We start from the raw sequence: 14,558 nt of genomic DNA on the forward strand, positions 1-14,558 counted from the left end.
TTCGGATTATCTCTTTTCATACAATGAATACACAATCGGCTTACGCAACGACATCCATGCCGGCCACAAAGCGGAAAGCAAATTCAGCACCAGACACAATAAAAAGGCAATGAGAAACACGACCGGTGCAAACAGCATCTCACCTGACACATACAGATTGGCTCCTTCCGGAATATCCATCGGCCAGGAATCAAACAACATAAAAATCCATTCACGCCCCACATAAAGCATGATCCATGCCACCAGCAAGCCCAGCAGACCTCCCACTAATGTAAGGAAAAAATTCTCCCACATCACCTGCGACAGCAAGGCACTCCGACTGGCCCCAAAAGACTTACGAACGCCCATCTCCGGCAAACGACTCTCCATACGACTGGCTATCAGTCCGTTCAGGTTAAGTGAAGGTACTACCAGAAGTACCAGTACCCACAGTATCAGCCGACCTGCCACCCTCCAAGAGCTGAAACTCGTATCCGCCGGATACTCTTTAAACACACTGAGTGCATGCGAAGTGGGCTGTTCCCACAATTCCATCTGCCACTGCCCTTTATATTGTGTGTTCACTCTTCTGGTCAAGTCCTTGATTTCAGCCCGTAAAGCCTTTGCTTGTGCATTGTCTTTCACTAAAAAAGTCACGTCAAACAGACCACAATAGGGGAAGCTGGAGACAACGGGGTCCTTGTAATTTGATTCAATGGAATAAGGTACATAAACCTGTGCATACGACTGGCGGGTCAAAAAACTCGCTCCACGTACCACCCCACATACGTGATAATTCACATAATCCATGGAAAACGAACGTCCCACCACGCCTTCTGTCGCACCAAACAAACGACGAGCAAGATCATCGGAAATCACAGCCGTATGAATACCACTTGCCAAATCGGCCTCCGTGAATGGATGTCCCTCCAGAAATTGCAACGCATAGATACGGAAGAAAGCCGGGTCTACCAGTTTCAATGCCGGACGGAAATCCCCGCTCCGATCGGCAGGCTGTATATAATAGTCCATTGCATTGCTGAAACGCGCAGAAACCGCGACCACATTCTTTAGCGGATAAATCCATTCCTGTAAAGCCCGATACGACAAAGCGGACTGATAGGTTCTTGATTCCTGTTCCGATTTGAAACTGACATGAGTCAGATACAACGTGTTTTTCCGATTCTCTTCCGGATAGATAGGAGCCAGTTTCACGTAATAAACTACCGCCACTATCACGGTCATGGCAATGGCCAGGCCTGTACCGACAATGTAAAGCATACTGAACAGACGGTTCTGTTTCAGTAACGTAAAAGCCTGTGTCAAATAAGTTCTTCGCATTCTCATAAAATTTCACTCTCAGTTTAATCTTGTATATTTTCTTGGTCATCTATTATTGTCTCGAAAAGTTTTTCCTTCCATCCATATCCAACTCAATGTTTCAACCTTACCTTCTGCTTGTTCCGAAAATCCTTCATATCGCTGACCACCACTTGGTCGCCCGGCTGAAGCCCGGAAATAACCTCCACGTATTCAAAATTGGAATCTCCTAACTGCACTTTCCGCTGGACCAGTTCATCTTTTCCATCCCGCACAAAAAGTGCATATTCTCCCTTTCCCACATAATAACTGGCATTATCGATTCGCAGTACGTCCTCTTTCACGGCATTCATCACATACACATCCACTTTCAATCCGGAACGCAACCGGCGATAATGGTCATTGGCCAGCTGTACAATAAAGGAAATCACGCCATTTTTAGATAAAGGCGTCACACTGCTGATTTGTCCTTCCAGTTTTTCATTGCCTATCTTCACAATGGCCCGTCCGCCTGCCACGACCTGGTCTGCATAGGTATCGGCAATTTCGGCTTCCACTTTAAAATGACTCAGGTCTGAAATGACCGCCAGTCGGGTTCCTTCCGTCACCTGTGCCCCCACCTGATCATTGATATAGGTAAGAATGGCTTTTCGCGGTGACCGAATCTGTGCATCCTCCAAGGTCCGCTTCATCTCTGCCATCTCCTTGCGGAAAATCTCATATTCCAGCTCCTTCACCCTCAAATCGGCCGCTTTCACCTGCCGTTCGTTGGCCAGCTGCTGACGAAGCTGTTCCAGTTCCAGTCTTCCCGTCTGAAAATTCAGTTCCGCCTGACGCACCCGGTCGGTCGTACCCGAACCCAAGCTGTCAAGATATTGTTCGTTACGCAACTCCGCCTTCATCCGGTTCAGTTTCATGGCCGACACCTTTACCTTCATTTCCAAATCGCTGAGATACGTTTGATTGTTGATTTTCACCTGATCCAGCTGATAACGCTTCATCTGGTCTTCATCCTGTAATTTCTGATAGCCGGTCTCAGTGCTCTGCAAATCCAGTTTCAACAACGGCGTGCCTACCTCCACACTGTCTCCTCCTTTTCCATATACCTCCACAATACGCGAATTAATCGGCGTATTGATGATTTCTTCAAAGGCAGGTACGACCTTACCCGACGCGCTCACACTTACTTCAATCGTTCCCCGGGTCACTTCTGAAAAAACCAGATTGCTTTCTTTCACACTGCTGCGCATCCATGAAAAAAGCAAAACCAACACCATCATGCATCCGGCTCCAATACCTCCATAACGTATAAGTCTCTTATTGCGTACCCTTCTTCGTACTTCTTTTGATATTTCTCTATCCATATTTTTATCAATCATCCCACTTTTCAAAAGCAACATCCATGCCAAAAAGATAAACAGCTGATATCCAACAACAACCCTTCTTCAGAAGGTGTCCGATATCGAACACCCTGTTCGGTTTTAAACGCAGACTTTCCGTTTTTCGCGAGAAATCTTCCCAAACCGTTGCACATTTCAGGAACTCTCCCTACCTTTAAATCTGGAAAGGAATAGAAATATGAACGAGCAGGTAATACAAAAACTAAAGATACTGACGGAATCCGCCAAATATGACGTGTCGTGTGCTTCCAGTGGTACCTCCCGCAAGAATACCAAAGGAGGGGTGGGAAATACCGTGGGCGGATGGGGCATCTGTCACAGCTTTTCGGAAGACGGACGCTGTATCTCCCTGCTCAAAATCATGCTGACCAACTACTGCATTTACGATTGCGCCTACTGCATCAACCGGGTGAGCAACGACATTCCGCGAGCCACGCTTTCCGTGACGGAACTGGTGGAATTGACCATGGAATTCTACCGAAGAAACTACATCGAGGGACTGTTCCTCAGCTCAGGAGTGGTACGCAATCCCGACTACACCATGGAGCGCCTGGTTCGAGTGGCCAAAGACTTGCGAGTGGTACACCGTTTCAACGGATACATCCACCTGAAAAGTATCCCTGGCGCCAGTGAGGAACTGGTACAGGAAGCTGGATTATATGCTGACCGCCTCAGTGTCAACCTGGAAATCCCGACCGAAAAAAATTTAAAATTGCTGGCTCCGGAGAAGGACCACCAAAGTGTATATCTCCCGATGAAATATATCCAGCAAGGTATCCTGACCCATCTGGAAGATCGGAAACATTATCGGCATGTGCCTCGTTTCGCCCCCGGCGGACAAAGCACACAGATGATTGTCGGCGCTACTCCTGAAACCGATAAGGATATCTTGCGAGTTTCTTCCTCGCTCTATGAACAACCCACCATGAAGCGAGTATATTATTCGGGCTATATTTCAGTCAACACCTACGACAAGCGGCTGCCGACCTTGAAGCAACCGCCTTTGGTCCGGGAAAACCGACTCTACCAAGCCGACTGGCTGTTGCGTTTCTACCAGTTCAAAGTAAACGAAATCGTGGACGACCAGACTCCCAACCTGGATCTGGACATCGACCCGAAACTGGCCTGGGCCCTCCGCCATCCGGAGTTTTTCCCTGTGAACATACAGACCGCCGATTACGAAGCTATCCTGCGCGTGCCGGGCATTGGAGTAAAATCTGCTCGCCTGATTGTGGCTTCCCGCCGTTTCTCGCGCATCGGTTTCTATGAACTGAAAAAGATGGGAGCCGTGATGAAAAAAGCTAAATACTTCATCACCTGCAATGAACTGCCCGACAAGACTATCCATGAACTGGGGGCAGCCGGTGTACGAAGACTGTTGCTCCCTACTCCCCGCAAAAAGACCGATGAACGTCAATTAAGTTTTGACTTCACAGAAACAGAAGAAGCTGCCCCCACACACAAGTGAAAGCAGCTTCTTTCTTATTATTCCTATCCCGCATCCTCAACGGATGGACACTTCCATCACTGGTTGTTCCTTTACGGTATCCAATGGTACCGCTCTGTATTTGACGCGCTGGAAATCAATCTTGTTCAAGTCAATGCTGCGGATAGATGCATTATACATCGTGCGGAAATAAATCATCCGATGCCGCATGTCCGTAGCCGAAGTCCACTGGGTCGCACTTGGGATATTGGCCGGAATCTTTCCTCCCTGAAACTCAATACCTACCGGGATATCAAAATTATTCAGAATCTGAAATCCCTGAAGTACCGTCTGATGGGCATTCTCCTGCTGGGGTGCCGTAGTCTGATAAAAGGCAGCCCGCACAAAACGGGAAGGAGGAGTCACATCGCCCGGCATTCCCAGAAAACCGCTTCCTGCCCCGAAAGAACGTAAGGTAATCTTCCCAAACTCCTGGGGCTGCGCACTGCCCGCATAGAGATTCACATAATTGTTCAAGTTGGTCAGCTGCCATTCAAAGCCCGGAGAATTGGTCAATACGCCCAATTCGTTTTCATAGAAATGCAATTGTCCGTCTACAATCTCCAGTACTACCTGTCGTCCCGATACATCGGCAAACCGCCAGTGTACAGTGGACGCTCGTGGGTCAATGGCTACTACATGTACCTCTTTCAGACTTTCCATCACCTCGTCCACGGTCTGGCAATTCCCCAAGACCCAAGCTACCAGCTGCAAATCGGCAATAGAAGAGGACTTCCACTCAGCCTTATAGACCTCATACTGGCCGTAGTTCGGGAAATAAAACAAACCGGCAGAAAGTCCTTTCTCGTTCAGCCCTTCGGCCACAAACTCCTTCTGCTCCACCGAAAGACCCACATAACCATATTTTGCCGTAAATTTCATGCCATCCTGCCCGCCGGGTACATACGACTGTGCCGTATAGCCACGCGGAACCACCACATAGCAGCTGTTCAAATCACTTCCGCCCCATTCAATGGTACGGGCCAGAATGCGCGTACTGTCTTTTGCCGTCAAGGTAATACCGGTACAAGCCTGCGAAGGCTGCGACAGGAAGACGGCCACTGTGGCCATCACCCCCAAGAACATAAATTTGTAATTCATCATTCACTCGATTTTAGTATACAACAAAAAACGTCTGATTTTGTTTCGGTTTATCGTTTTTTACTACTTTTGTTCTCCGAAAGCTTTTTCCAAAGATAGAAAATTTTCCATTAAAAGCCATGATTATTTTTCAATATGACGCCACATTCGAAGGTCTGCTCACCGCCTTGTTCGATGCCTATTTCCGGCGGACTTTTCCCGACCTCTTGCTTACAGAAAAGGAGCCGCTGCCTCTTTTCTATGACGAAAGTCATCGGGTAATAACCGACATGACCAAAGCAGAACGGGTATGGAAACTGCTTTCCCGAAAACTTTCCCGGAGTGCCCTGTCCTGCCTCACTTATTGCTGGCTTTCCGAAACCCCGGAGGCCCCGATGCTCCTTTTCCGCTACATGCGAAAAGTGACGGATGCTTCCCGTTCCATCGAACAAAATTTTGCCGACCCAGATGTGCTTGGAGTATATCAGCTAAGCAAGAAAGTGGCAGGCGAACGGATGCGGGTACTCCAATTCATGCGTTTTCAAAAGACAGCCGACCAAACTTATTTCGGCATCATGGAACCAATATACAATGTGTATCCACTGACCATCCAGCATTTTCAAGACCGCTTTGCCGACCAAGCATGGATTATTTACGACGCCCGCCGCCGATACGGATACTATTACGACCTGAAAGAGGTGAATGAAATTACGTTTGAAAACTCACAAGCCGATTTTCTGCGCCACGGAAAACTGCAGGATGAACTCCTGGATAAAAACGAAAAGCTTTTCCAAGAGGGATGGAAAAGCTATTTTCACAGTGTATGTATTCAGTCCCGGCTCAACCCCGCAAAGCACAAAAAGGATATGCCGGTCCGTTTTTGGAAATACCTTACAGAAAAAGATTAGGCAAACGGGAATAAATCGTCCGGATATCCGATATCGACCAAAAAGAGGGCATGCCCCGGTACGGAAGTTCCGGCACTGCAGCGGTTCTTCTCTTCTATCACTTTCCGGAATCCCTCGACCGAAAGTTTCCCACGTCCCACTTCTACCAGTGTCCCGACAATGGCCCGTACCATGTTCCGCAAAAAACGGTCGGCCTGAATGGTAAACACCCATTCCGTATCACTTATCTGATCCCAATGGGCCTGCATAATCTTGCAGTTATTGGTCTTGACATCCGTATGCAACTTACTGAAACTGGTAAAATCCGTATAATCGAACAGCGTCTGGGCTGCTTCATTCATTTTCTCAAAATCCAGCGGCTGAAACAACCTCCAGCAATAAGCCCGATTGAACGGGTTCTTCTGCGTAGTGACATAATACTTATACGTGCGATAGGTAGCATCAAAACGGGCATGGGCATCCTGATTTACCCTCCTGACACGATACACCGAAATATCTGGCGGCAACAAACGGTTAAGCTTATCTGTCACCATGTCTTCCTCCAACATCCATTCCACATCAAAATGGGCCACCATCAAACGGGCATGTACCCCTGCATCCGTCCGTCCGGCACCGACCACTTCAATGGCGTCATCCCGTAAAAACGTATGCAAAGCTTTCATCAAGGTTTCTTGCACACTGCTTCCATTCGGCTGTATCTGCCAGCCATGATAGTTGGTCCCATCGTAGGCCAAATAAATGAAATACCTGAACATCACGCTATAATTTATCGGGCTGTTATATGAAAACACCCTTGTTTCAACTCATACTTCACATAGCAGCGGTCTGCCTTGCGAAGGTCGCGCAGCACTTCCGACAACACCAGCTTCAAGGTATCCGCACTTACGTCCTGCATGGGACGGCCGTCAGGGTCTTCCACCTTTTCAAAACGCTTCCAGCTCACATCGAATGTAGTCCCGTAAAAATGACAGGAATTCAACGAAGCATTGCCGTTTGTGCGACGTAAGCGCTTCACGTCGTCTTTCGTACGCGTCACGGAAGTCACAATCACCTTATTGGGATTCAAGCCTTTATTCTCTAACGAATCTAAGAAATTAACCCCAATCGTATCCAGCAACGCACTGGCCTGAGGCACCAGATAAGGAATGGAATGTGTCAATGAATCCAACCCGTAACGCTCACAAGCCATAATCTCCACCAGACGGCCTTTCATTTCTTCCGCTTCTTCACGGGTACTGATGGGACGAATGCCGATTTTCTTTGCTGTAGCCAGCTGTACGTCGTTCAAATCACCAAACGAGCGCTTATAACTAATCACTCCCCTGATATTACGCGGGTTATTCATTTTCATCGACATATCCTTTTCCTTGCATCCAAACAGGCACATTCCCGCCAGCAAGGCCACCACAAAGCACGACTTGAGTAATAGCTTCATTTCTTCCTTATCCTTTTTAATTCGCGACAAAGATAACACAAAAAACCTATAAACCTACATTATTACTTTTAGTTATCACACATAAAAAAAGGTGAATAGGACATTCCATCAAAAACACCTATCTTTGCGCCAAATTCAAGAACACAATAATTCTATACACATAAAAACAAGTCTATATGTTTGAAAAAGGAAACAGAGCCAATACCTTACACGGTATTCTTTTGATTGCACTATTCTCATTTGCGGCCTTTTATATCGCCGAAATCCCCTTCGTCAAAAGCCTCTCATTCAGTCCGCTGATTGTCGGTATCATCCTGGGTATGTTGTATGCCAACAGCCTTCGCAACAAGCTTCCTGAAACATGGGTACCCGGTATTAAATTCTGTACGAAGCAAATTCTGCGTGCCGGTATCGTACTCTACGGATTCCGTCTGACACTGACACAGGTCGCAGCCGTAGGACTTCCGGCGGTCATTGTAGATACCGTCATCGTAGCGGGAACCATCTTCCTGGGTGTATGGCTGGGAAAAATGATGAAAATGGACAAAGACACTTCCCTCATGACAGCTACCGGTAGCGCCATCTGTGGAGCTGCTGCCGTACTGGGTGCTGAACCGGTCGTAAAATGTGAAGGACATAAAACAGCCATTGCCGTATCGACTGTAGTCATCTTCGGAACCATCTCCATGTTCCTCTATCCCATCATGTACCGTGCCGGATTGCTGGATGCCCTGGGCAATACAGGAGTAGCCATCTACACCGGAAGTACCCTGCATGAGGTAGCCCACGTGGCAGGTGCCGGAAATGCCATGGACCCGACCGACACTTTGGGAATTGCCGGAACAGCCACTATTACCAAAATGATTCGTGTGATGATGCTAGCTCCGGTATTGGTCATCATGAGCTTCGCCCTGGCAGGCAGAAAGAAAAACAATGCGGAAGGAAAAGCCGAAAAGAGCAAGATTACCATTCCTTGGTTTGCCTTTGGATTCATCGGTATCATCTGTGTGAACTCCCTGCTGCAATACCTGACAGGTGCTGAAACAGTAAAGGATATTCCGCTGAACGGTGCCATTGAATACATCGATACCTTCATGCTGACCATGGCTATGACGGCACTAGGTACAGATACCAGCCTAGAAAAATTCAAGCAAGCCGGAGCCAAACCGTTCCTGCTGGCAGGGTTGCTCTACATCTGGTTGCTAGTGGGCGGATACCTGCTCACGCAGTACATCACTCCGATGTTCGCCTAAGAAAACCTGCTCATACAAATACATAAAATGAATGGAGGCAGCCTTTCGGGTTGCCTCCATTCATTTTATGTAATTATACATTATTTATTGCGATACTGTTTGGGCGACATTCCCGTGTAACGCTTGAAATACTTCCCGAAAAAGGAAATATCCGAAAAATTCAGCGAATAAGCCACTTCCTGTACAGTCATGTCTGTAGAACGAAGTTTTGCCTGTGCATCCCGTATGATAAAGGAAGAAAGAATATCAGTCAGTGTTTTTCCTGTTACTTTTTTCACTGTCGTACTCAAATGCTGAGGAGACAGATGCAATTTTTCGGCATAAAAAGATACATTGCGTTCTGTCTTATAGTATTGCACAATAATTCGTACCAGTTCTTTCACTATTTCCTGGTTACGATTATACCTCGGTGAATTATCCTCTCCCCTCTTCTTATATACTCCGCCCAATGCCAGCAAAAGCTGCGTATAAATCAAGCCAACCTGCATTTCCGTCATTTCTTCCTGTATTTTCTGACGACGAATCAACAGACGAATACTGTCACGGAACAATTCAAATTTTTCTTTTTGCATTTCTATTACCGGACGTTCAAATATATAAGGAGTGTATTCCACCGTATAAGAAAACAATTTAGCTCCTTCTATCAGTTTTCTGGAGAAAGCCACAAATATAAACCGGCAATCCGTGCTTTGTTCTTCAATTTGGAAAAATACACCCGGAAACAAAATGGCCAGCGCTCCTTCCTTCATTTCATAATGCGTCAAGTGAATCTTCACACGACAATTTCCCCTCAGACACAAAAGGAAAAGGCATCCCGGAAAAGGAGCAGAAACCTGAAACAACTGTCTGAAGCCGCCCGTCATGTCTATACCTGCTATCATATTCTGATCTTCAGGCAACAAATCAAGCTTTTCCAATTTTTTCATTCTATCACTCTTTTATTCAAGGCAAATATAGAGGTTCTCCCAATAGATTCCAACACAAAGGAATACACAATGAGTTAAAAAGAAAAAAGAAAAGCCGGATATGCTCCGGCCTTTTACTAATCCTTTATTTCTTCAATAGGCACCACATCTTCTATCTTGCTCTTTGTCTTGCGGAAACGCAGCAACCGGAAAAGATCCATCAAAGCATATATAATGGACGATACTCCCAGCACGATAAAAGGGATTTCTGCTGTTTCAAACGGATTAAACAACACCGTAATGCCTGCGGCCAGGACCAGCACCGGCACCACATATACACCAAACGGCACCGGCATGAACGAACGGGCTGCAATCAGATTGGCCAGCTGACTGATTCCTCCCAGAACCAGCAACACGCCAAGTACATACATCAACACGCCCACAAAAAAAGAGGGCATGATAATGAGCCATATTCCAAAAAGAGTGCTCCCCAAGGCCACAATCGGAAATACCGGACGAGGAGCCTCTGCCTTTCTCCGATTCAGCATGGCCAAATAAGTGAACAATCCCACTAAACCGGGAATCAGAAACAACACCCCAATGGTAATTACCAGGTAATTCACCGCCACATCAGGCCATGTCACGAGCAGGATTCCGAGAATCAATGCACAAAGTGATCCTACCAATGCATAATTCAAAGATTTCATACTTTCATCTGTTTAAAATTCATTACTCAAAGGTAATAAAAAAGCATCAATCTACAAACAAATCTTTCAAAAGGATAATTAAGAGATTATCCCGCATAACTATGCATACCTCCTAACACATAGTTCACTCCAAAATATGTCATCAATACCGTGGAAAAGGCTAAAATCAAATATAAGTGAAAGACACTTGGATGACGAAATAAGGAAAAACTTTTCCCATGAAAAGCTGCTCCGTAAATCAGAAAAGTGATTAAAGCCCACACCTCTTTCGGGTCCCATGTCCAATAACTCCCCCAGGAAACATTAGCCCAGACCGCTCCAATAAAAATACCTATACCTAGCAACAATACTGCAGGATAGAGTAACAATCGGCAACATAACGTGAGACGTTGCATCTGAGCCACCTGTTTCCGTACCGCAAGTGCCAAGATACTGCACAGGCAAATAAAGGCAAACAATGCATATGAAATCATGATAATGGACACATGGATACTCAACCAAGGAGAAAGCAACACTGGCATCAATGGGGTAATCTGCGGATTCTTTTCTCCCAACCAGGCAACCAACAACACCCATCCGGACAGCAACAACCCTGACGGCAAAAGCAACACCAAACGACGTTGCCAGATACAAGCACCCAGCAGCAGACAACCGGCTAGAAAAAGCATCGTTTCCGGCCCATTTCCAAGCGGGATACGACCTCCAATATACCATCGAAGCAGATAAGCCCCCCAATGTACAAGACACGATGTCCAAAGCCCAACCTTCAATACAACATAAACCCAATTTCGTCTATAGTTGCCTTGAGGAACTACCACATAAAAACGTAACCACCAGAAAAAGCCTACAATTCCCAGAAAAAGGTTGCACATAAACAAAATTTTGGAAAAAGGAATCGCATTGTAGCACAATTCCGCCAGAACCCGAAGAGATGACAATGGCTCTACACTTCCATCAGTCGGCAAAGGTCGGATAAGCGTACCCTTTTTCAACATCAAGACCATACCCACTTTTTCATCCAGTTCCCGTATCTCTTTCTCCAATTTCTCCGCCTGATGCTGTTCCAGCCATCCTTTAAGCCCACTCTGTCTTTTTCTCTGCCATTCATTCCACACTTTTTCCAAACGATAACTCTTTCCGTCGAATAAATCCACCAAGGCTACATGGTCAGACTTCAACTTTAACATCTGACGAAGATTTTCACTCTTCACGTAAAACATTGGTTCATGCTGCCATTCTTCAGGATATAGTAACCAGCTTGCTACGACCTGTTCCGGAGTCAAGCCTTGGTAGGAGGAACTCCCACATAACTTCAACGTAAAATCACGGGCCAAAGTATTAAACGGTACCACCCGATCCTGATAAATGACTTGACGTGTTTTCAACTTTTCTGCATCCTGCCGTGCCAATACACGCACTGGCTGAGCCTGCAGAACTGGTAATGATATTCCCCATAGCGCACAAATCAAGCCTACCTTTCTCCAAGCTGGATGATGCAACAAGTTCCAAAAGGTTTCCCTCCGACTCACCAGCAGACTGACTGCAGAAAAAAGCAAACACACATATCCTGCATAGGTCACAACAATGCCCCAAGGATCATAATTGACACTCAACCAACTACCAGACCAATCTGTATCGAAAGACGACTGATAAAAACGATAACCGTCTACCGAAAGAATATGATTCATTGAAATGACTTCCTTACGTTCTTCTCCCTCCACTCGGCAGGTCACATAACTTAAATAATCCATCGGAGCTTCCGTACCTGGATAATATGCCACTCTGAAACTGTCCAATCGAATATGGAAAGGCATTTCTCGTAATACCTGATCGGAAGTTCCGACAAACTGACTGATTTCCTTCCCTTGTTCAAGATGTACATACCCTTTCTCTCCCGTCAAAAAGGTAAGCAAGGCCCCTCCCAATATGACCAGGAGGGAGCCGTGCCACCACACAACGGAGAAACGCATTCCCAGCCGGTACTTTCCCAGCACCCGCAACAGGACACAAGCTAACGTTCCCCACAAGCTACAAAACCAAAAAGAACGATAAATATGAGTTTCCACAAAAGAAGTTCCATATGCTTGCTCCAGCAAAGTGGCTGCAACCAACACTATAATCAGGGTTACATAAAGAAAGATTCCAACTATTTTCCATCCACGTACTTCCATAGATTTCAAAAATCAGGATAAAGCGTGTTTTTCTGTGCCCTTGTACCCATACATTCCATTTCAATAAGCCAACCTGGACGGCAAACAGGAGCCAGCAGAATCACTTTCGGAATTTCTGGGAAACGCTGGTCGAACATCTCACGTACCGTCACATAATCTGCCCCATCACGTAGATATACCAACATTTGTCCAATATCTTCAAACGACATCTCTGCCTCTCCAAGCAAGGCCTCCACATTTTGCCACATCCGTTCAGTCTGCCGGCGAATATCACCCGGATAAACAATGTCTCCATTCCGGTTAATACTGGCTGTGCCAGAGATGAAAACCTGACGACGATCTCCATAATCCACATACGTTCCACGTTCAAAGCTCACTCCATACTCATAAGTCGGATTCAAGTAATCGCGTGCATATAAATAGTGTATTTGTTCCCGACAAAGCCCCAATACGGCATACGTATCCATCTGCACCAAAACTCCAGCATCAGCATGACGTCCGCTAATACCTGTACTTGCAATATAATGCGTCTGTGGAGTAAGCCCTTGAGTGACAAATACCTCATTACGGGCCTTAACTACCCCAGCATAATTCACATCGATATTTTGCACGAAAAACCAGGTCCGAATACAGTTCTCAGCCAAATGTCCTCCCCATGCAATCAACTGGAGAATATAATCATTCAGCAACAAACGGGTCTGGTACTCCGAATTGGCCGCACGATTGCAAGCCGTTCCGCCCCATAAATGCCGATAACTACCATGCGAAACTTCAAACAAGCCGTTTTCAAGAGAACTACTCTGCATCTCCGACTGCAAATATACCCACATGGCAATCTTACTGCCATCCAAAGGCGGCTGCTCTACTATGGAGCAGGCACAAGTTGTGCTCTCGGGTACTTGTGCTGCCAGCCAGTCAGCCTGATTGGCCGCATCACTCAAGAAATAACGCTTGAACACGGCAACCGCCCCTTTCAATTCGTTTTCCAATAAAGCATAATATGTATCGAGTACCGCATCCAATTGTTCTTTATATGTCAAGGAAGGCCGAATGACATGAATCATGACTTGATATTCATTCACCCCTTCCTCTTGTGTAAAACATGAGATCTCGACTAAAGTCTTTTCTTGTAACTTGTGAATTCGTTGTTGTTTGTGGCTCATAATCAATCTAATTTATCGATCAAGGCTTTGCGCCTTCAGTTATCCAGTCGTCTATCAAATTTAATAATACAGGTTCTGCTGAAAGAATATCCTGATGGTCATGGTGTACATGTCCATTCTCGTTCAACACCAAGTGCAGAAAACTATGCTCAGCGTCTTCCGGCTCTACCCTCTTCCAGTCTGGTTGTACAGAAGAAGGCACGTCTACCAGTTGCTCGTAACTTTTTCCTTCGGTCAGAAACAGACCGGCAGCCGCCGATGTACTTCCTCCGTGGCAGTTTACACACCGAGAATCGAACACATGCTCCTGAATGGCTTGAAACATGCCTACCGACTGCTCACCTACCTCCAGACGGATGGTATCTTCCGTCACTTCCGAACAGTCTACCTTAACAAAAGTAACAACCCGCTCCCGGATACGGTTAATGACACACAATTCGACCTGTGTCACCTCATCCGTCACTCCCGACATCACGACCTGAATCGTTCCATCCTCTTCTGCCTGCGAAGGCATCACATTGGCAGAAGTCAGAGCATATTCACTTTTTGCATCAAAACCAGCCACTACCACCGTATAGCCCGAGGGCCAACTCTCAATGCCGGATACCTTTCCGATAAACTTTACCGTACGTCCTCCTTCTGCTGTGACAGAGACGGTATCATAAATTCGCCCTTCATCACAAGCAGTCAGCCATCCGGAAACAGCCACCCAAAGTATCCATAGAAACATATTTTTTCTCATACCCATTTC

The 14,558-nt window shown here is 46.2% G+C and carries 13 protein-coding genes; 3 read left to right on the plus strand and 10 right to left on the minus strand.

All coding sequences use genetic code 11. The annotated features are described in order from the left end of the window. Positions 1–6: 6 nt before the first annotated feature. Positions 7–1,320 (minus strand): ABC transporter permease, encoded by a 1,314-nt coding sequence (locus BQ7480_RS13895; protein WP_072543336.1) that lies wholly within the window; start codon positions 1,318–1,320, stop codon positions 7–9. 92 nt (positions 1,321–1,412) lie between these two features. Continuing rightward, complete coding sequence (locus tag BQ7480_RS13900; protein WP_072544052.1) at positions 1,413–2,663, minus strand: efflux RND transporter periplasmic adaptor subunit; 1,251 nt, start codon at positions 2,661–2,663, stop codon at positions 1,413–1,415. A gap of 214 nt (positions 2,664–2,877) precedes the next feature. Between BQ7480_RS13900 and BQ7480_RS13905 the strand changes: the two genes are divergently transcribed. Then, positions 2,878–4,167: a putative DNA modification/repair radical SAM protein gene (locus BQ7480_RS13905; protein ID WP_072543337.1), complete on the plus strand. Its 1,290-nt coding sequence runs from the start codon at positions 2,878–2,880 to the stop codon at positions 4,165–4,167. A gap of 36 nt (positions 4,168–4,203) precedes the next feature. Here BQ7480_RS13905 and BQ7480_RS13910 read toward each other — a convergent pair whose 3' ends face one another. Continuing rightward, positions 4,204–5,286, minus strand: coding sequence for a linear amide C-N hydrolase (locus tag BQ7480_RS13910; protein ID WP_072544053.1), 1,083 nt, complete (start codon positions 5,284–5,286; stop codon positions 4,204–4,206). Between the two features lie 119 nt (positions 5,287–5,405). Between BQ7480_RS13910 and BQ7480_RS13915 the strand changes: the two genes are divergently transcribed. Beyond that, positions 5,406–6,173: a TIGR03915 family putative DNA repair protein gene (locus BQ7480_RS13915; RefSeq protein ID WP_072543338.1), complete on the plus strand. Its 768-nt coding sequence runs from the start codon at positions 5,406–5,408 to the stop codon at positions 6,171–6,173. Here the strand turns inward: BQ7480_RS13915 and truA are convergent. Together truA and BQ7480_RS13925 are read right to left on the minus strand one after the other, a co-directional pair. Then, entirely contained in the window at positions 6,170–6,928 is a 759-nt protein-coding gene (truA, locus tag BQ7480_RS13920; RefSeq protein ID WP_139255788.1) for a tRNA pseudouridine(38-40) synthase TruA, read from the minus strand. The two genes, BQ7480_RS13915 and truA, sit on opposite strands and share 4 nt — an antisense overlap. Positions 6,929–6,939: 11 nt before the next feature. Continuing rightward, positions 6,940–7,608: a DUF5715 family protein gene (locus BQ7480_RS13925; protein WP_072543339.1), complete on the minus strand. Its 669-nt coding sequence runs from the start codon at positions 7,606–7,608 to the stop codon at positions 6,940–6,942. A gap of 176 nt (positions 7,609–7,784) precedes the next feature. Between BQ7480_RS13925 and BQ7480_RS13930 the strand changes: the two genes are divergently transcribed. Then, positions 7,785–8,861 (plus strand): YeiH family protein, encoded by a 1,077-nt coding sequence (locus BQ7480_RS13930; protein WP_072543340.1) that lies wholly within the window; start codon positions 7,785–7,787, stop codon positions 8,859–8,861. 80 nt (positions 8,862–8,941) lie between these two features. On the opposite strand, the gene BQ7480_RS13935 is transcribed toward BQ7480_RS13930, so the two are convergent. The 5 genes from BQ7480_RS13935 to BQ7480_RS13955 form a co-directional block, all read right to left on the minus strand. Continuing rightward, positions 8,942–9,787 (minus strand): helix-turn-helix domain-containing protein, encoded by an 846-nt coding sequence (locus tag BQ7480_RS13935; protein ID WP_072543341.1) that lies wholly within the window; start codon positions 9,785–9,787, stop codon positions 8,942–8,944. 116 nt (positions 9,788–9,903) lie between these two features. Then, positions 9,904–10,473: an HdeD family acid-resistance protein gene (locus BQ7480_RS13940; protein WP_072543342.1), complete on the minus strand. Its 570-nt coding sequence runs from the start codon at positions 10,471–10,473 to the stop codon at positions 9,904–9,906. A gap of 86 nt (positions 10,474–10,559) precedes the next feature. Beyond that, positions 10,560–12,644 (minus strand): cytochrome c biogenesis protein CcsA, encoded by a 2,085-nt coding sequence (gene ccsA / locus BQ7480_RS13945; protein ID WP_072543343.1) that lies wholly within the window; start codon positions 12,642–12,644, stop codon positions 10,560–10,562. Between the two features lie 5 nt (positions 12,645–12,649). Continuing rightward, on the minus strand, positions 12,650–13,807 hold the full coding sequence (locus tag BQ7480_RS13950; RefSeq protein ID WP_072543344.1) for a Rid family hydrolase: 1,158 nt from the start codon (positions 13,805–13,807) through the stop codon (positions 12,650–12,652). 19 nt (positions 13,808–13,826) lie between these two features. Then, positions 13,827–14,549, minus strand: coding sequence for a hypothetical protein (locus BQ7480_RS13955; protein ID WP_072544055.1), 723 nt, complete (start codon positions 14,547–14,549; stop codon positions 13,827–13,829). Positions 14,550–14,558: the final 9 nt, after the last annotated feature.

It is taken from the genome of Bacteroides mediterraneensis (assembly GCF_900128455.1).
Classification (GTDB): Bacteria; Bacteroidota; Bacteroidia; order Bacteroidales; family Bacteroidaceae; genus Phocaeicola; species Phocaeicola mediterraneensis.